Source organism: Stenotrophomonas tumulicola, from assembly GCF_014117215.1.
Classification (GTDB): Bacteria; Pseudomonadota; Gammaproteobacteria; order Xanthomonadales; family Xanthomonadaceae; genus Stenotrophomonas; species Stenotrophomonas tumulicola.
The window spans coordinates 70,780-87,428 of sequence record NZ_JACGXS010000005.1 but is presented as its reverse complement, the minus strand read 5'-3'; the positions used below and the strand labels follow the sequence as shown (position 1 = coordinate 87,428).

At 66.0% G+C, this 16,649-nt stretch carries 16 protein-coding genes; 11 read left to right on the top strand and 5 right to left on the bottom strand.

Annotation, left to right across the window (positions count from 1 at the left end):
* Positions 1 to 28: 28 nt before the first annotated feature.
* The gene (locus H4O11_RS11365) at positions 29 to 556 is read right to left on the bottom strand and encodes an RBBP9/YdeN family alpha/beta hydrolase (RefSeq protein ID WP_182339544.1); all 528 of its coding nucleotides are present in this window, start codon (positions 554 to 556) and stop codon (positions 29 to 31) included.
* A gap of 60 nt (positions 557 to 616) precedes the next feature.
* Here H4O11_RS11365 and H4O11_RS11360 point away from each other — a divergent pair, with 60 nt between their 5' ends.
* Positions 617 to 1,183 (top strand): N-acetylmuramoyl-L-alanine amidase, encoded by a 567-nt coding sequence (locus H4O11_RS11360; protein WP_182339543.1) that lies wholly within the window; start codon positions 617 to 619, stop codon positions 1,181 to 1,183.
* A 45-nt stretch (positions 1,184 to 1,228) separates the two neighbouring features.
* On the opposite strand, the gene H4O11_RS11355 is transcribed toward H4O11_RS11360, so the two are convergent.
* The 3 genes from H4O11_RS11355 to H4O11_RS11345 all read right to left on the bottom strand — a co-directional run bounded on the left by H4O11_RS11355 (position 1,229) and on the right by H4O11_RS11345 (position 3,738).
* Entirely contained in the window at positions 1,229 to 2,134 is a 906-nt protein-coding gene (locus tag H4O11_RS11355; protein ID WP_182339542.1) for a sulfurtransferase, read from the bottom strand.
* Positions 2,131 to 2,934, bottom strand: coding sequence for a CoA pyrophosphatase (locus H4O11_RS11350; RefSeq protein ID WP_182339541.1), 804 nt, complete (start codon positions 2,932 to 2,934; stop codon positions 2,131 to 2,133). The genes H4O11_RS11355 and H4O11_RS11350 overlap by 4 nt, the downstream gene beginning before the upstream one ends.
* 102 nt (positions 2,935 to 3,036) lie before the next feature.
* Positions 3,037 to 3,738: an FKBP-type peptidyl-prolyl cis-trans isomerase N-terminal domain-containing protein gene (locus H4O11_RS11345; protein ID WP_182339540.1), complete on the bottom strand. Its 702-nt coding sequence runs from the start codon at positions 3,736 to 3,738 to the stop codon at positions 3,037 to 3,039.
* Between the two features lie 493 nt (positions 3,739 to 4,231).
* Between H4O11_RS11345 and H4O11_RS11340 the strand changes: the two genes are divergently transcribed.
* The 10 genes from H4O11_RS11340 (at position 4,232) to rnt (ending at position 13,548) form a co-directional block, all read left to right on the top strand.
* The gene (locus H4O11_RS11340) at positions 4,232 to 4,576 is read left to right on the top strand and encodes a hypothetical protein (RefSeq protein WP_182339539.1); all 345 of its coding nucleotides are present in this window, start codon (positions 4,232 to 4,234) and stop codon (positions 4,574 to 4,576) included.
* Complete coding sequence (nth, locus tag H4O11_RS11335; protein ID WP_182339729.1) at positions 4,576 to 5,265, top strand: endonuclease III; 690 nt, start codon at positions 4,576 to 4,578, stop codon at positions 5,263 to 5,265. The genes H4O11_RS11340 and nth overlap by 1 nt, the downstream gene beginning before the upstream one ends.
* 181 nt (positions 5,266 to 5,446) lie before the next feature.
* Positions 5,447 to 6,652 (top strand): OprO/OprP family phosphate-selective porin, encoded by a 1,206-nt coding sequence (locus tag H4O11_RS11330; protein WP_182339538.1) that lies wholly within the window; start codon positions 5,447 to 5,449, stop codon positions 6,650 to 6,652.
* A 219-nt stretch (positions 6,653 to 6,871) separates the two neighbouring features.
* Complete coding sequence (pstS, locus tag H4O11_RS11325; protein ID WP_182339537.1) at positions 6,872 to 7,891, top strand: phosphate ABC transporter substrate-binding protein PstS; 1,020 nt, start codon at positions 6,872 to 6,874, stop codon at positions 7,889 to 7,891.
* Positions 7,892 to 8,175: 284 nt separating this feature from the next.
* Positions 8,176 to 9,261: a phosphate ABC transporter substrate-binding protein PstS gene (gene pstS / locus H4O11_RS11320; RefSeq protein ID WP_182339536.1), complete on the top strand. Its 1,086-nt coding sequence runs from the start codon at positions 8,176 to 8,178 to the stop codon at positions 9,259 to 9,261.
* A 99-nt stretch (positions 9,262 to 9,360) separates the two neighbouring features.
* Positions 9,361 to 10,329, top strand: a complete 969-nt coding sequence (gene pstC, locus H4O11_RS11315; RefSeq protein WP_182339535.1) for a phosphate ABC transporter permease subunit PstC — start codon at positions 9,361 to 9,363, stop codon at positions 10,327 to 10,329.
* Entirely contained in the window at positions 10,329 to 11,192 is an 864-nt protein-coding gene (pstA, locus tag H4O11_RS11310) for a phosphate ABC transporter permease PstA (protein ID WP_182339534.1), read from the top strand. The genes pstC and pstA overlap by 1 nt, the downstream gene beginning before the upstream one ends.
* Before the next feature lie 19 nt (positions 11,193 to 11,211).
* Positions 11,212 to 12,042: a phosphate ABC transporter ATP-binding protein PstB gene (gene pstB / locus H4O11_RS11305; protein WP_182339728.1), complete on the top strand. Its 831-nt coding sequence runs from the start codon at positions 11,212 to 11,214 to the stop codon at positions 12,040 to 12,042.
* Positions 12,043 to 12,109: 67 nt separating this feature from the next.
* A complete protein-coding gene (gene phoU, locus H4O11_RS11300) occupies positions 12,110 to 12,817 on the top strand; it encodes a phosphate signaling complex protein PhoU (RefSeq protein WP_182339533.1) in 708 nt (235 codons plus the stop codon).
* Positions 12,818 to 12,912: 95 nt separating this feature from the next.
* Positions 12,913 to 13,548, top strand: coding sequence for a ribonuclease T (gene rnt, locus H4O11_RS11295; RefSeq protein WP_425506042.1), 636 nt, complete (start codon positions 12,913 to 12,915; stop codon positions 13,546 to 13,548).
* A gap of 12 nt (positions 13,549 to 13,560) precedes the next feature.
* Here the strand turns inward: rnt and H4O11_RS11290 are convergent, their stop codons facing one another.
* The gene (locus H4O11_RS11290; RefSeq protein WP_425506050.1) at positions 13,561 to 16,506 is read right to left on the bottom strand and encodes a two-component regulator propeller domain-containing protein; all 2,946 of its coding nucleotides are present in this window, start codon (positions 16,504 to 16,506) and stop codon (positions 13,561 to 13,563) included.
* Between the last annotated feature and the right edge of the window lie 143 nt (positions 16,507 to 16,649).

Below are 16,649 nucleotides of genomic sequence, written 5' to 3'. Positions count from 1 at the left end.
AGCAGGTCAGGCGCCTGGCCAGTGGCCGTCAGAGCCGACGCAGCAGTGCGTCGAACGCAGCGGCAGACTCGGCCACGTGGTCGTTCAGGCGGTGGCCGTCATTCACCAGCAGCAGCGATGCCGAGCGCGCGCTGGCCCAGGCGATGACCTCGCTGGCCGGGATCAGCTCATCATGCCAGGCATGCACCACGCTGGTCGGCACGGCCGCCGCATCCAGCGCCGGCATCGGCCCCATGGTGGTGGGTGGCACCATCAGGAACAGGCCGCGGACATCCACCCTCAACGAAGCGATCGCCGAGATATAGGCACCCAGGCTGGACCCGGCAAGCACCACCGGACCGCGCGCGGCAGCGTCGCTGGCCAGCGCGACCAGCCGCTGCAGCCGCGCCGGTACATCGCCGACCCGGCTGACCGCATGCAGGGCATCCAGGTCGGTGTAATCAGGACGCTCGTGGCTCCAGCCCAGGCGCTCGGCGACGTCGGCCAGCGCGGTCACCTTGGTGGCTTCGGGGCCACTTTCGAAGCCGTGCGAAAGGATGCAGTGGCCACGGCTCATGCCGGCACCTGCGCGATGGAAACAGGAATGCGGTTCATCGCGCAATGCTAGCATCGGCCGATGCCGATCCCACTCCTTCCCGACCTGCTGGTGCAACCGCTGCCCTACCATGACCTGCTGGCCGAACGCCGGCCCGGCATGCTGGAACAGGTGGTGATCCACTGCACCGAGCTGCCGGACATCACCCTTGCACGCGCCTATGGCGAGCGCGTGCTGTATGCCGCCGGCACCGGCAACAGCGGCCATTTCTACATCGACCGCGATGGCAGCGTGCTGCAGTACGTGGCGCCGGAACGGGTCGCCCACCACGTGCGGGGGCTCAACGAACACTCCATCGGCATCGAACTGGTCAACACCGGGCGTTACCCCGACTGGTTCGACAGCCGCCGGCAGGCAATGCAGGAACCCTACCCTGCCGTGCAGGTGGACGCGCTGGTAAGGCTGCTGGTCGCGCTGTGCGCGCGCTATCCGACATTGCACAGCATCGCCGGCCATGACCAGCTCGACCTGGAACAGGTACCGGCCAGCGACGATCCATCGCGCATGGTGGCGCGCAAGCGCGATCCCGGCCCGCTGTTCCCGTGGGACAAGGTGCTGCCGGCAGTACCCCTGGCCCGGAACCTGTAATGCGTGGCCCTGCCGGGCAGATGCAGGCACGGCTCACCGGGCCCATCAGTCCCCGGCAGCTACCGGGCGGCTGCGGTCGCTGACCCAGCCGCTCCAGGAACCGGCATAGACGCGGGCACCGCCCAGCCCCGCCACTTCCATCGCCAACAGCAGGTGGCAGGCCGTGACGCCTGAACCACACATCAGCACCACCTGCGCAGGATCATGCGCTCCGATCACCTGCTGCAGCTCCGCGCGCAGCACCTCGGCCGGGCGCAGGCGACCATCGGCAACGTTCAAGGCGAACGGCCGGTTGACCGCTCCAGGCACATGCCCGGCCACCGGATCCAGCGGCTCCACCTCGCCACGGAAACGCTCCGCGGCACGCGCATCGACCAACCAGCCGGGTGCATGTTTCAGGCGTGCGGCGATCTCTTCGGCGCCAGCCACCCTGCCGTGGTCGAAATGACCGGGATAGGGCGGCAACGGCGGCACCGGATCCCCGGCCGTGGCCAAGGGCAGGCCAGCCTGCTGCCATGCCGCGATGCCGCCATCGAGCACCGCCACGCGCGCGTGCCCGATCAGGCGCAGCAGCCACCACAGGCGCGCAGCGGCCATGCTGCCATCGCCTGCGTCGTACACCACCACCTGGGTGTGCACGCCGATACCCCACCGTCCCAGCGTGGCGGCGAAGGTATCGCTGTCGGGCAACGGGTGGCGACCTTGACCGGTCCTGGACAGATCGGACAGGTCATCGTTGAGGTCCGCATACACCGCACCGGGTACATGGCCGGCTGCATGCTGGGCCCTGCCTGCCTGCGCATCGGCCAGCGAAAAGCGGGCATCGATGACGCGCAGCGGGGAACTGGCGGTGGCGCGCGCATCGACCACGCGCAGCGTGTCCGCGCCAAGCGCGGCAGCCAATGCAGGGACATCGACCAGGACGGTCCATGCAGGATCGGAGGTATTCATTGCACCAGCTCCAGGCGGCGGCGCAGGTTGTACAGGATGGCCGCCGTCGCCCCCCAGATGCGCTGGCCCGGCCAGCCATACTCCAGCACGTGGCGAACCCGGCCGCGATGGGTGATCTCCACGTGATGCAGGTTGTCCGGTGCCAGCAGGTAATCCAGCGGCACCTCGAACACATCGGCAACTTCGTCAGGCGACGGCACCGGCTTGAACGCAGGATCGACCACGGCCACCACGGGCGTCACCCTGTAACCGGTGATGGTGACGAACGGATCGAGGTAACCAAGCACCTGCACCTGCCCAGCAGCCAGCGCAATCTCTTCGCGACTTTCGCGCAGCGCGGCCGCCACCGCATCCTGGTCGTCCGCTTCGGTGCGGCCGCCCGGGAAACCCACCTGCCCACCGTGTTGGCGCAGGGTTTCGGTACGGCGGGTAAGAATGACCTGCGCACCGGTGGCACGCGGCACGATGCCTGCCAGTACCGCCGCTTCCACCAATGGCCCCGGTGGCAGCAGATCCTCCAGTTCGCTGCGGTTCCAACCGTCCCCTGCCAGCGGCAGGTCCACGGGGTGCAGCGCGCGCATCAGGTGCTCATGGTCGGCAAGCGAGCCTTTCAACGATTGGCGCAATTGCTCGCGCAGGGGCAGGCGGTGAAGCAGGATGTGTTCGCGCTCGTGTTCGCTCATCGACGACCACCGCGCGATCTCATCGATATGGCGCAGGCAACCGATACAGGACCGGTGGCGATCCAGCTGGCAGGTTCCGACGCAGGGACTGGGCACGGCACGCGCTGTTTCTTCCATCTTTTGCACATGGCTACATTAACGTGAATGCCGGGCCGCTGCGCAGGCAAAAAAAAACGCGCCGGTGGAGGCCACCGGCGCGTTGGTCGGAACGATTCTGCTTTACTTGACGCTGACCAGCTTGATTTCGAACTGCACGGCCACGTTCGGCGGGAACGGGGTGCGCGGATCGGCACCATAGGCCTGTTCCGGCGGCAGGGTGACTTCCCACTTCGAACCACCCGGCATCTGCAGCAGGGTCTCGCGCATGGCCTTCATCTCGACTTCGCTGACCTTGATCGACGGAATCTGCTGGGCCGGACGGGCCTCGGTCGGACGCTCGCCATACGGGAACGGACCGGCCACTTCCAGCTGCACGGTGCTGGCCTGGGTCGGCTTGGCACCATTGCCGGCTTCGATGACGCGGTACTGCACGCCGCTGGCCAGGGTCTGCACGCCCGACTTGGCCTTGTTCGCCGTGATGAACTGGGTGCTCTTGGTCTTGTTCTCGGCAGCGGCCTTGTCGTACTCGGCCTTGGCAGCCTGCGCACGGCCCTGCTCGCGCTTCTGGAACGCTTCAACGGCCGGCTTCAGCTGGTCGGCGGTGATCGCCGGCTGCTTCTTGGCGTAGGCGTCCTGCAGGCCCTTCACCACCGAGTTGATGTCCAGCTGCTCGCCACGACCGGTCAGCTCGGCCAGGTTGTTGCCGTAGTCGTAACCGAAGTAATAGCTCAGCTTGCCCTTCTCGGACGTGACGTCCTGGGCGATGACATTGCCCGTCAGGGCCAGGGCCGCGACGGCGACCGCGATAGAACGCAACTTCATCAAACAATTCTCCAGGGGTGGTGACTCAGGGAGCATATTCGCCGCCCTGAGGCGACGGGTTAGGATAGCCGTCGCAAGGTGGATTCGCTACTGACGACGCAGGCTTGGACCTGACTGCGTTTCAAGAGTTCAACATCACTTTTTTTTAACGTTCCTGGAAGTCCGCGTGACCGATGCCCTGATCTCCGCCCCCCTCCGCGAAACCGTCCGATGGCCCACGATACGCCGCCATGGCGGGCTTGGCACGCATGGGCCGGCCTGCTCGGTGGATGCCCGGAAGGCCAGCGGCAACAGATGGGGAGGGCCGGCTGCCGCGAAATCCCGGCTCCCGGCGCTCCGGGCCGGCAACGGATCCTGCGCGATCGCCGGGAAAAATGGCCGCCACGGCTACGTTTCCAGCCCGCCAGGCCAGGGCCTCATGCGTCAGATCCAAGGCACTGCCGGGCCTTCCCCCGGTTTGCCGCCCGCTTCCGTGTACAGGCAGGGCTGACCAATGGCACGTTCCCCCGACCCCGCCGTGCTGTGGGCACGGTTGCAGGCAGGAGATGTCGACGGCGCGTTGCAGGCTGGACTGATGGATTACACGCCAACGCCCGCTGACGGCCTGGCCGGACCCGACCAGCACGCCATGCTGCAGGCGCAGGCCCGGTTGCGGCGCGCATGGGAGGCACGTGAGCGGTATCGCGCACGGGCGGTACGGTTGGCGCGCCGCGATGCCGAACGCGATGCCCGCCGCGCGCCCGCGCCCGCCCCGGACCAGAAGCCCGCCCTGCCCTCGGCCGCCGCGGCCATCCTGGCCCGCGCCAAGGCCCGCGCCGCCGCAACGAAAGGATCATGATGGCTGCCGCCCACAAGACCGCCCGCGCGCCCACCCGACGCGCCTCGAAGATACCGCGCGCCGACGTGGTGGAAATGTTTACCCGCCTGCGCGAACTCAATCCGCACCCGAAGACCGAGCTGGAATACAGCAGCCCCTTCGAACTGCTGGTGGCGGTCACCCTTTCGGCGCAGGCCACCGATGTGGGCGTCAACAAGGCAACCCGGCGACTGTTCCCGGTAGCCAACACGCCGCAGGCGATCCTCGATCTCGGCGAGGAAGGGCTGAAGCCGTATATCTCCACCATCGGCCTGTTCAATGCCAAGGCGAAGAACGTGGTTGCCGCCTGCCGGATCCTGGTGGAACAGCATGGCAGCGTGGTCCCGCAGGATCGCGCCGCGCTGGAAGCGCTGCCCGGCGTCGGCCGCAAGACTGCCAATGTGGTGCTCAACACGGCCTTCGGCGAACCCACCATGGCGGTGGACACGCACATCTTCCGCGTCGCCAACCGGACCGGCCTTGCCCCGGGCAAGGACGTGCGCGCGGTCGAGGATGCACTGCTCAAGGCGATCCCGGACGAATTCCTGCAGGACGCACACCACTGGCTGATCCTGCACGGTCGGTATGTCTGCAAAGCGCGCAAACCGGATTGCCCGCAATGCGTCATCCACGATCTGTGCCGCTTCAAGGACAAGACACTGGCCGCCTGAACGCTGTCGGCGGCTGCCATCGTCAAGCAATCTGAGCGTCATATCCGGCTGCCATGAATAGCCGCCATCCACTGCGGCATTGACCCCGTAGCGTCGAACGCTGCCGGAATTGTCACAATTACGCAATCTTCACGAACTAGCCTGCGCGCATCTTCCCACCTGCCTGCAAGGCCAACTTCCGATGAAACTGCATCGCCAACTCCTTACTGCGGCCGTTGCGGCCGCGCTGTTCGCACCGGCTGCCCACGCAGAGGTCGCCATCGATGTGATCGGCGGATCGGAGATCACCTTCGAAGGCCTGGTCCAGGCCGACGGCAACTGGTTCGACAATGACCTGACCGACCTCAATGGCGGTGACGCCGGCAACGGCAAGAACAGCGAATTCGAACTGCGCCGCGCCGAGCTGGTGCTGAAGGGCAAGGGCCCGGGCAACGTGGAATGGGTGCTGGGCTATGACGCCAAGGCCGACAAGTTCCTGGACACCAACCTGAAGTACAAGTTGGGCGGCAACAGCAACCACTTCCTGCAGCTGGGCCAGTTCAAGCAGCCCAACAGCCTGGAAGAGCTGTCCAGCACCAAGAACAACGACTTCATTTCCAAGGCCGCGGTGACCAACACCTACGCCGTGGCCCGCCGTCTCGGCGGTGCATGGGGTTACGGCCAGGACAACTGGTCGGTCACCGCCAGCGCGTTCGGCCGCGAGCTGACCCGCAACCTGGCCCATGGCAGCGGCTACGGCGCACGCGGCACCTTCGCCCCGATCAACGCGGGCGGCCAGGTGCTGCATTTCGGCCTGAGCTACGTGGACTACGACGCCGACGCCGATACCCTGCGCGTGCGTGCGCGGCCGAACGCCGACCTGGCCACCGCGCGCCTGGTCGACAGCGGCGACCTGAAAGACACCGACCGGGTCAGCACCCTGGGCGCCGAAGCGATGTACATCACCGGGCCGTTCAAGGCGCAGGGCGAGTACTACAGCAGCAAGGCCAAGCGCTACGACCACGACAACTACACCAGCGACGGCTACTACATCAGCGGCCTGTGGAACGTCACCGGCGAGACCTGGGGCTACAAGGGCGGCGTGCCGTCGACCGGCCTGCCGGACAACCCCGGCAGCGGCATGTGGCAGCTCGGCGTGCGCTTCGACCACATGGACCTCAACGACGGCAACCTGGCCAATGTCGCCGGTGGCGCACCGGTGGTGGACGGCGTGCTGGGCGGCAAGATGGACATCTGGACCGTCGGCGCCAACTGGTACTGGCGTTCGAACGTGAAGTTCGCGCTGAACTACGTGATGGTGGACAGCCAGAAGTACAGCTCCAGCGCACGCGGCTTCGTCAACGACGACCCGAACATCCTGGAAGCGCGCGCGCAGTTCTTCTGGTAAGCGCCGCGTCATCGCAATGAAACAGCGGGGGCACGACGCCAGCGTCGTGCCCTTCCACCGCACACGGCACGCCAGCTGGGCGTATGCCAGCACCACCTGCGCCATGCCCCGCCGTCACCAATGCGTCATGTAACGGACGCAGCCATGTCACCCGGCCGTTATGCAATGTGCGCCAGCACGGCAGGCAATCGCCTGCCGCTCTTACCCAGGAGTCTCCCCGTGATCCACGTCATCAAGTCGCGCGCTGCCGTCGCCATCCTGGCCGCGTCGTCCGTCTTCGCCGCCAACGCCGCCGATGTAACCGGCGCCGGCGCGTCCTTCATCTTCCCGGTGATGTCCAAGTGGTCGGCCGACTACACCGCCGCCACCGGCAAGAAAGTCAATTACCAGTCCATCGGTTCCGGTGGTGGCATCGCGCAGATCAAGGCCGCCACGGTCGATTTCGGCTCCTCCGATGCCCCGCTGAAGCCGGAAGAGCTGGCCTCCGCGGGCCTGGCCCAGTTCCCGTCGGTGATCGGCGGCGTGGTGCCGGTGGTCAACGTCGCCGGCGTCGCGCCGGGCGCCCTGAAGCTGGACGGCCCCACCCTGGCCAACATCTTCCTCGGCAAGATCAAGACCTGGAATGACCCGGCCATCGCGGCACTGAATCCCGGCCTGACCCTGCCCTCGGCCAAGGTCACCATCGTGCACCGCTCGGACGGTTCGGGCACCACCTTCAACTTCGTCAATTACCTGTCCAAAGTCAGCCCGGAGTGGAAGACCAAGGTCGGCGAAGGCACCTCGGTGCAGTGGCCGGCGGGCATCGGCGGCAAGGGCAATGAAGGCGTGGCTGCCTACGTGAAGCAGATCAAGGGCGGCATCGGCTATGTCGAGCTGTCCTACGCGCTGCAGAACAAGATGTCGCATGCTTCGATGAAGAATGCATCCGGCCAGTTCGTGCAGCCTTCGGATGAATCGTTCGCCGCGGCCGCCGCCAGCGCCGACTGGGCCAGCGCCAAGGATTTCTACCTGGTGATGACCAATGCGCCGGGCGCGCAATCCTGGCCGATCACCGCCACCAACTTCATCCTGGTGCGCAAGCAGCCCAAGGACGTGGCCAACGCCAAGGCAACCCAGGAGTTCTTCCGCTGGATCTACAAGAACGGCGATGCACAGGCCAAGCAGCTGGACTACGTGCCGCTGCCGGACGCGCTGGTCCAGCAGATCGAGACCTACTGGTCGCAGAACCTGAAGTACTGAACCCCGCAGGCACGGAGCCGGCGGGGACTCTCTCCCCCTGCCGGCTCCACCGGGCGCGTGACCCCCAGGGGTTCCGCGCCTTTTTTTGTTTCGTCCCCCAGTTGGGCGAAGCCGCGCAGTTCGGGCCGGCAGGATGCCCACCCGGCCTGGCCGGGAACCGCGAAAGCCCCGCCTGGCGGGGCACGACGCGCCGCTGTCACCTGCGTCATCAGGCTGTAACAAAAACATCATTTCATAGCTGCAACCGCCGGACGTGCCGGCACCAACCCGCTATGGAGTGACGCATGAAACTGCAGAAGGCCGGCCTGGCCACCCTTTCCCTGGCCATCGTCCTCGGCCTGGCCGCCTGCGGCGGCAGCGAAGCGCCGACCGCCCAGCAGCCGGCGGCCGATGCATCCGCCCCCGCCGCTGGCGACAAGGTCAGCGCTGAAGTCTCCGGCGCCGGCGCCTCCTTCATCTTCCCGCTGGTTTCCAAGTGGTCGGCCGATTACAACGCCGCTACCGGCGCGAAGATCAATTATCAGTCCATCGGTTCCGGCGGCGGCATCGCCCAGATCAAGGCCGGCACCGTCGATTTCGGTTCATCGGACAAGCCACTGAGCAGTGAAGAACTGGCGCAGGCCGGCCTGGCCCAGTTTCCCTCGGCCATCGGCGGCGTGGTGCCGGTAGTCAACATCGAAGGCCTGGAGCCGGGCAAGCTGCGCCTCACCGGCACCCTGTTGGCGGACATCTTCCTGGGCAAGATCAAGACCTGGAACGATCCGGCCATCGTCGCCGCCAACCCCGGTGTCACCCTGCCCGACGGCAAGATCACCCTGGTGCACCGTTCGGATGGTTCGGGCACCACCTTCAATTTCACCAACTACCTGTCCAAGGTCAGCGCTGACTGGAAGGGCAAGGTCGGCGAAGGCACCTCGGTGCAGTGGCCCGACGGCGTGGGCGGCAAGGGCAACGAAGGCGTGGCGTCGTACGTCAAGCAGATCAAGGGCGCCGTAGGCTACGTCGAACTGGCCTACGCGCTGCAGAACAACATGCCGTACAGCTCGCTGCAGAACGCCGCCGGCAGCTGGGTGCAGCCGAACGCCGAAACCTTCGCCGCAGCCGCGGCCAGCGCCGACTGGGCCAGCGCCAAGGATTTCGACCTGGTCATCACCAATGCACCGGGCGAGCAGGCATGGCCGATCACCGCCACCAACTTCATGCTGATGCAGAAGCAGCCCAAGGATGCCAAGCGCAACCAGGACGCCCTGGCGTTCTTCAAGTGGGCCCTGGAAAGCGGCCAGGAACAGGCCAACGAGCTGCACTACGTGCCGCTGCCGGCCGAGCTGGTCACGCAGATCGAAGCCTACTGGGGCACCGAGCTGAAGTAATGCAGATGCGGTGCCCGCCCCGTGCGGGCACCGTGCTTGTCCAGCGCTGCACGCACGACACCGCACCACCCTGCCCCCCAATGGCCGCCCTGCGTACCCATGAATGCCATCGCCCAGCCTGTAGCCGCACCCTCCACGCGCGATACGCGTGACGCACGCAACGACCGCATCTTCCGATGGGTGCTGGTCGGCACGGTCATCTTCGTTCTTGTCGCGCTGGCCAGCGCCGCGCTGTCGATGCTGTGGGGTGGTCGCCATGCCCTGGAATCGCAGGGCCTGAGCTTCTTCTATTCCTCCGAATGGAATCCGGTGGAAAACAAGTTCGGCGCATTGGCGCCGATCTACGGCACCCTGGTCACCGCACTGATCGCGATGCTCATCGCGGTGCCGGTGAGTTTCGGCATCGCCTTCTTCCTCACCGAAGTGGCCCCGCGCTGGCTGCGTGGCCCGATCGGCACCGCCATCGAGCTGCTTGCCGGCATTCCCTCGATCATCTATGGCATGTGGGGCCTGTTCGTGCTGGTGCCGGTGATGACCGAATACGTCACCCCGTTCCTCAACGAAACCCTGGGCGAATGGCCGATCATCGGCCCGATGTTCCAGGGCCCACCATTGGGCATCGGCATGCTGACCGCCGGCTTCGTGCTGGCCATCATGGTCATCCCCTTCATCTCCTCGGTGATGCGCGAAGTATTCCTCACCGTGCCCACCCGCCTGAAGGAATCGGCCTATGCGCTGGGTTCGACCAAGTGGGAAGTGAGCTGGGACATCGTGTTGCCCTACACCCGTTCCGCGGTGATCGGCGGCATCTTCCTCGGCCTGGGCCGCGCGCTGGGCGAGACCATGGCGGTGGCCTTCGTGATCGGCAACAGCGTGCGCCTGTCGCCATCGCTGCTGGAGCCGGGCACCACCATCGCCGCACTGATCGCCAATGACTTCGGCGAAGCCACCGAGACCTACCGTTCGGCGCTGCTGCTGCTCGGCTTCGTGCTGTTCATCGTCACCTTCGTGGTGCTCGCCATTGCCCGCCTGATGCTGATGCGCCTGTCCCGCAAGGAGGGCAACTGATGTCCACCGCCACTGAATCGCTGTACCTGCGCCGTCGCATCGGCAACGTCATTGCGATCCTGCTTTCCGTCGTCACCGCCGGGTTCGGCCTGTTCTTCCTCGGCTGGATCCTGTGGACGCTGTTCTCCAAGGGCATCCCGGGCATCAACTGGGCACTGTTCACCCAGATGACCCCACCGCCGATGCAGGAAGGCGGCCTGGCCAATGCGTTCTACGGCAGCGCGGTGATGTGCGCGATGGCGATCGGCATCGGTACGCCGCTGGGCGTGCTGGCCGGCACCTGGCTGGCCGAGTACGGCAACGCCCGCAAGGCCGGCACCGTGGTCCGCTTCGTCAATGACATCCTGCTGTCCGCACCGTCCATCGTGCTTGGCCTGTTCATCTATACCCTGTACGTGATGCAGACCGGTGGCAGCTTCTCTGCCTTCGCCGGTGCGTTGGCGCTGGCCTTCATCGTGCTGCCGGTGGTGGTACGCACCACCGACGAGATGCTGCGCCTGGTGCCTTCGCAGATGCGCGAAGCCGCGCTTTCGCTGGGCATCCCGCAATGGAAGGTAACCGTGCAGGTGCTGTACCGCAGTGCATCGGCGGGCATCGTCACCGGCATCCTGCTGGCGCTGGCACGCATCTCCGGCGAAACCGCACCGCTGCTGTTCACCGCGTTCGGCAACCAGTACTGGAGCAACAACGTGTTCCAGCCGATGGCCTCGGTGCCGGTAGTGATGAACCAGTTCGCCGGCAGCCCGTACGAATCCTGGCAGGTGCTGGCCTGGGCCGGCGCGCTGGTGCTGACCGTGTTCGTGCTGCTGGTCAGCCTCTCCGCCCGTGGCATCCTGCTGCGCAACCGCATCTCCCATGACTGACCTTTCCACGGACATCGCCATGAACGATCTTTCCAACGCCGTGCCGATGCAGCGCATCGTGGTGCCGGCCTCGCATGAATCGCTGGCCACCCCGGCGCCGGTCAAGCTGGCCGCGCGCGGGCTGGACTTCTACTACGACAAGTTCCATGCCCTGAAGAGCATCGACATTGAAATACCGGAAAAGCGCGTGACTGCGCTGATCGGTCCCTCCGGTTGCGGCAAGTCCACCCTGCTGCGCATCTTCAACCGCATCTATGCGCTGTATCCGAAGCTGGAGGCACGTGGCGAAGTGCTGCTGGACGGCGAGAATATCCTGTCGCCGAAGTATCCGATGAACCGCCTGCGCAGCAAGGTGGGCATGGTGTTCCAGAAGCCGGTACCGTTCCCGATGACCATCTTCGAGAACGTGGCCTACGGCATCCGCCACCATGAGAGCCTGTCCAAGGCGGACATGGCTGACCGCGTCGAGCACGCACTGCGCCAGGGCGCGCTGTGGGACGAGGTGAAGGACAAGCTGGGCCAGAGCGCACTGGGCCTGTCCGGTGGCCAGCAGCAGCGCCTGTGCATCGCACGCGCCGTTGCCCTGCGCCCGGACGTACTGCTGCTGGATGAGCCCACCTCGGCGCTGGATCCGATCTCCACCAGCCGCATCGAACAACTGGTGGAAGAGCTCAAGCACGATTACACCATCGTCATCGTGACCCACAACATGCAGCAGGCCGCCCGCGTTTCCGACTACACCGCCTTCATGTACCTGGGCGACCTGATCGAACATGATCGTACCGAAGTGATCTTCTCGCAGCCGTCCAAGCAGCAGACTGAAGACTACATCACCGGTCGGTTCGGCTGATCGGTCCACGGCTTCTTCACAGACAACGCCAGCCGGGCATGGCTCGGCTCTACATGATGGAACAACCATGAATCTTCCCAACGACCACATCGTCAAGAGCTACGATGAAGAGCAGCAGCGGCTGGTAGCCGAGATCGTGCGCATGGGCGACATGGCCGTCGCCCAGTTGGAGGCGTCACTGGACGTCATCGAGAAGCGGGACGAGAACGCAGCCCAGCGCATCATCGCCAACGACGAGGCCATCGATGCACTGGAGCAGCAGATCAGCCACGATGTCATGCGCCTGTCGCTGCGCGGGCCAATGGCACGCGACCTGCGTGAGATCCTCGCCGGGCTGCGCATTCCGGCCGACATCGAGCGCATCGGCGACTATGCCGCCAACGTGGCCAAGCGCTCCATCGCACTGAGCCAGGTGCCGCCGCTGCCGCAGATCCAGGGCTTGCGCGCGCTTGGGCGGCTGGCCGCGCAGCAGGTGCGTCGTGCCATCGAAGCCTACCGTGACAACAACGTCGAAGCAGCACTTGCCCTGCGCGCGGACGACGCACGCCTGGACGCGCAGTACACCGCGCTGTTCCGCGAGCTGCTCACCTACATGATGGAAGACCCGCGCAACATCACCCCCTGCACGCACCTGCTGTTCATGGCCAAGAACCTGGAACGGGTCGGTGACCACGCCACCAACATCGCCGAGAACGTGTGGTTCCTGGTACATGGCGAAGAGCCGTTGCCGCCGCGCGAGAAGCGCGACGAGACCTCGAGCACCAGCAACGTCTGAGGCGCAGGCCCGGCGTCATGCCGGCATCTGCGTTGCCGTCGGAACGGGGCGAGCGGGTGCTGCTCTGCTAGAATTCCCGCATGAATGATGCCCCCATGCCCCCGCAAGCCCTTCCAGACGCTCCCCCCGCTGCGGCGTTCAGGGTCATGTCGCAGCGATTCCGGGGCTTCCTGCCGGTGGTGGTGGACGTGGAAACCGGGGGCTTCGACAGCCGCCGCAATGCCCTGCTGGAAATCGCGGCGGTGCCCATCGAAATGGACGAGGACGGCCTGCTGTTCCCGGGCCAGACCGCCAGTGCACACGTCATACCGGCCGAAGGGCTGGAGATCGACCCCAAGTCGCTGGAAGTGACCGGCATCGTCCTGGACCACCCGTTCCGGCTGGCGAAGGAAGAAAGGCAGGCGCTCGACCACGTCTTTGCGCCTATTCGCGCGGCAATGAAGAAATATGGCTGCCAGCGCGCGATCCTGGTCGGCCATAACGCGCATTTCGATCTCGGCTTCGTCAACGCGGCGGTCGAGCGCGTGGGGCACAAGCGCAATCCGTTCCACCCGTTCAGCGTCTTCGACACCGTCACCCTGGCTGGCGTTGCTTACGGACAGACCGTGCTGGCGCGCGCGGCCAATGCCGCGGGCCTGGGCTGGGATGCCAGCGAAGCGCATAGCGCGGTATATGACACCGAACAGACAGCACGCCTGTTCTGCACCATTGCCAATGCCTGGCCACGCTGAGCCGGGCCATTCCTATCCGATGCTGGTGCGGTCGCGGCCGTCGCTCTTGGCACGGTACAGCGCGCGATCGGCGCGCTGGTAAAGCAACTTCGGGGTACGGTCGGCCGCTTCCAGTTCGACCAGCCCCGCACTGAACGTCACCCGCAATCCCGGCACTCCCGCCCAATCGGGATGATCGTGGAACAGCCCGTGCAGGCGCGCGCATACCTGCGCCGCCTCCTCCAGCCGTGTGTCGTTGAGCAGCAACGCGAACTCTTCCCCCCCGGTACGGGCCGGCATGTCCGAATCGCGGCAGGCCGATGCCAGCAACTGCGCCACCTCGCCCAGCACCATGTCTCCCACGCTGTGCGAATGGCGGTCATTGACCGACTTGAAGTGGTCCACGTCCAGCACCACCAGGCACAGTGGATGCCTGCTGCGCTGCGAACGCGCGAAATCGCGCGCAAGCGCCTCGTCGAATGCACGCCGGTTCGCCAGTCCTGTCAGTGCGTCCTCGCGTGCCTGCCGTTCGAATGCTTCCGACTGCAGTGCCAGGCGCTCCACCAGGTCGGTCTTCTCCGAGTTCAGCGCCTGCAGGTGTACCGTCTGCGCCTGCAGGTCGCGCGTGGCCTCTCCTACCCTCTGTTCCAGGCGCACGTTGGATGCCTTGTACCGGTTGATCAGGAAGCGGTACAGCGCCACCAGCACCGCCAGCAGCAGCAGCGCTGCCACCGCACGCACGCTGTGCCGCTGCCACCAGAACGGTTGCACGCTGAATGTCCATATCGCCTCGCTGTCGCTCCACGCACCACCCGGGTGCGCCGCCGACACATGCAACGTGTAGTCGCCCGGCGGCAGCCCGATGAACTCCACGCTGCGCTGCTGTCCGCGTTCCACCCAGGTGTTGTCCAACCCCTCCAGGCGGGTGCGGTAACGGATGCGCTCGGACATCAGGTAACTCAGCCCGACAAAGCTCACCGCCAGTCGACGTCCACCCTCGATACGGCTGGGCCGGGGACCTTCCCAGTGGATGGGGGTGCCATCGACCTGCACGTCCTCGATCGCGGCCGGCGGCGCCAGGCGCTCGCGGAAGCGTTGCAGGCGCAATGGATCGACGGTGCTGAGGCCACCGGCGGTGGCGACCCATATGCTGCCATCCTGGCGCAGCAGCGCTGCCGGGCCGGAGCTGCCGTTGGCCTGTGAATTGGCCATGCCATCGATCTCGTTGTAACGCTCCACCTCCACCCGTGGCGCACGCCCATCAGCCACTTCGTTGAGCATGCCCATGTCGGTGCGCAACACGCCACGGTTGCTGCTGATCCATACATTGCCGACCCGGTCGGGTACGAGCTGGAACACGGTATCCACCGGCATGCCCTGCTCCAGCCCGACCCGGGACAGCGTGTCATCCTGGTACCGGTACAGGCCACGGTCGCTGCTGATCCACATCGCCTGGCCGACCTGCTGGAACCCGAACACGCTTCGCCCACCGCCCAGCGCCGCCAGGTCGATGGATTGCACCCGGTCGCCGCGCAGCACCCTGACGCCCTCGACGGTGCCGATCCACAGGTTGCCCTGCGCATCATGCGCCATGGCAGTGACCAGGCCCTGCGGCATGCCGTCGACGCGCGGCACGCTCATGCCCTTCGCATCGATGCGTACCACCCCTTTCTGCGTACCTGCCCATACCACGCCCTGCGCATCGACGCTGATCGCACGCACGTTGCCACCCGGCATGCCATCGCCGGTGCCGTAGGTCCGCTTCGGATGGCCTTGCGGATCAAGCCGGAACACGCCATCGCCGAACGTTCCAACCCACAGGTCGCCGTCCAGCCCCTGCGCCAGGCTCAGCACCGAAGGCGCCTTGCCACCGCGGTCGTTCAGCTGCACCCGGATGAACCGACCATCGGCGCCGCGACGATCCAGGCCACTGGCGCTGCCGACCCACAGCCCGCGTGTACGGTCCTCCAGCACGGTGCGCACATAGTCACCGCTCAAGCCGTCCTGTTCGGTATAGCTGGTGAACAGGGTTTCGCGCAGCCGGTACAGGCCACCATTGGCCCCGACCCAGATACTGCCCTCGGCATCTTCGCGCAGGCTGACCACGCGCCCGCCCGGAAGTGCCAGGCCCGCCGGCAGGCGCTCCAGCCCATGGCGGGAAATACGCAGCAATCCCTGGCTTTCGGTACCCAGCCACAGATCGCCGTGGCGGTCCTGCAGCATCGCCGTCAGGTAGATCTGTCCCGGCAGGCGCTGCACCAGTTCCGGCCCGTCATCCTGCAGCCGGTAGATGCGTTCACCGGCAATGATCCACATCACCCCATCCGGTGACCGGTGGGGCCAGACGAAGCCACTGCCGAACCCCCAGCCAGCCGGCGCGCGCTTGAGCACGCCATCGGTGTCACGCAGCACCAGTCCATCCAGCGTGCCGATCCAGACCCGGTCCTGTGCGTCCACCACCATCCTGTTGAAGCTCAGCGCGAACGGCAGCTCCGGCGGCGGGGCCTGGTAGACCACGTTTCCGTCAGGCCCGAGGTAACCGATTCCTTTGCCCTCATACAGCAGCCACAGGCGCCCATGGCTGTCCATCTGCATGGCCTGGATGAGCACCTGGGGCGTGTGTGGCTGGCGCTCCCACACCTGCCATTGGCCATCAGGGGATCTGCGGATGATGTTGCCGCGCGAGTCGCTGATCCACAGCCCGCCCTGGCGATCGACCAGCAAGGCGCCAACGCCGTTGTCGAGCAGGCCGGGCCGGGTACTGCGGTCGAACACGGTGAAATCCAGTCCGTTGTAACGCACCAGCCCTTCCCAGGTGGCGAACCACAGGTGGCCTTCGGGCGTCTGCGCGATGTCGCGCAGCGAGTTGTGTGGGAGGCCGTTGCGGGAGGTCCAGACATCGATGGCATAGTCGCGCAGCGGCGGCGAACCCGCCTCCTGCGCGCCGGCGCATGCGGGCAAGGCCAGCAGGGCAAGCATCCAGCACAGGGCAACGCGCAGGAAACCGGCTGCACGTCCATCGTGCCACCGGGCGATGGCTGGAGCGATCAGGAACATCATCGCGCCGGGCCATCTCCTGGCCGGCGCTTGATTTTCCTTGCACACGCGTTCGACGTCATACC

Bases quoted from the DNA above. Each gene is read 5' to 3' on its own strand.
- H4O11_RS11365 (WP_182339544.1), bottom strand. From the start codon at position 556: ATGAGCCGTGGCCACTGCATCCTTTCGCACGGCTTCGAAAGTGGCCCC.
- H4O11_RS11360 (WP_182339543.1), top strand. From the start codon at position 617: ATGCCGATCCCACTCCTTCCCGACCTGCTGGTGCAACCGCTGCCCTAC.
- H4O11_RS11355 (WP_182339542.1), bottom strand. From the start codon at position 2,134: ATGAATACCTCCGATCCTGCATGGACCGTCCTGGTCGATGTCCCTGCA.
- H4O11_RS11350 (WP_182339541.1), bottom strand. From the start codon at position 2,934: ATGGAAGAAACAGCGCGTGCCGTGCCCAGTCCCTGCGTCGGAACCTGC.
- H4O11_RS11345 (WP_182339540.1), bottom strand. From the start codon at position 3,738: ATGAAGTTGCGTTCTATCGCGGTCGCCGTCGCGGCCCTGGCCCTGACG.
- H4O11_RS11340 (WP_182339539.1), top strand. From the start codon at position 4,232: ATGGCACGTTCCCCCGACCCCGCCGTGCTGTGGGCACGGTTGCAGGCA.
- nth (WP_182339729.1), top strand. From the start codon at position 4,576: ATGGCTGCCGCCCACAAGACCGCCCGCGCGCCCACCCGACGCGCCTCG.
- H4O11_RS11330 (WP_182339538.1), top strand. From the start codon at position 5,447: ATGAAACTGCATCGCCAACTCCTTACTGCGGCCGTTGCGGCCGCGCTG.
- pstS (WP_182339536.1), top strand. From the start codon at position 8,176: ATGAAACTGCAGAAGGCCGGCCTGGCCACCCTTTCCCTGGCCATCGTC.
- pstC (WP_182339535.1), top strand. From the start codon at position 9,361: ATGAATGCCATCGCCCAGCCTGTAGCCGCACCCTCCACGCGCGATACG.
- pstA (WP_182339534.1), top strand. From the start codon at position 10,329: ATGTCCACCGCCACTGAATCGCTGTACCTGCGCCGTCGCATCGGCAAC.
- pstB (WP_182339728.1), top strand. From the start codon at position 11,212: ATGAACGATCTTTCCAACGCCGTGCCGATGCAGCGCATCGTGGTGCCG.
- phoU (WP_182339533.1), top strand. From the start codon at position 12,110: ATGAATCTTCCCAACGACCACATCGTCAAGAGCTACGATGAAGAGCAG.
- rnt (WP_425506042.1), top strand. From the start codon at position 12,913: ATGCCCCCGCAAGCCCTTCCAGACGCTCCCCCCGCTGCGGCGTTCAGG.
- H4O11_RS11290 (WP_425506050.1), bottom strand. From the start codon at position 16,506: ATGCTTGCCCTGCTGGCCTTGCCCGCATGCGCCGGCGCGCAGGAGGCG.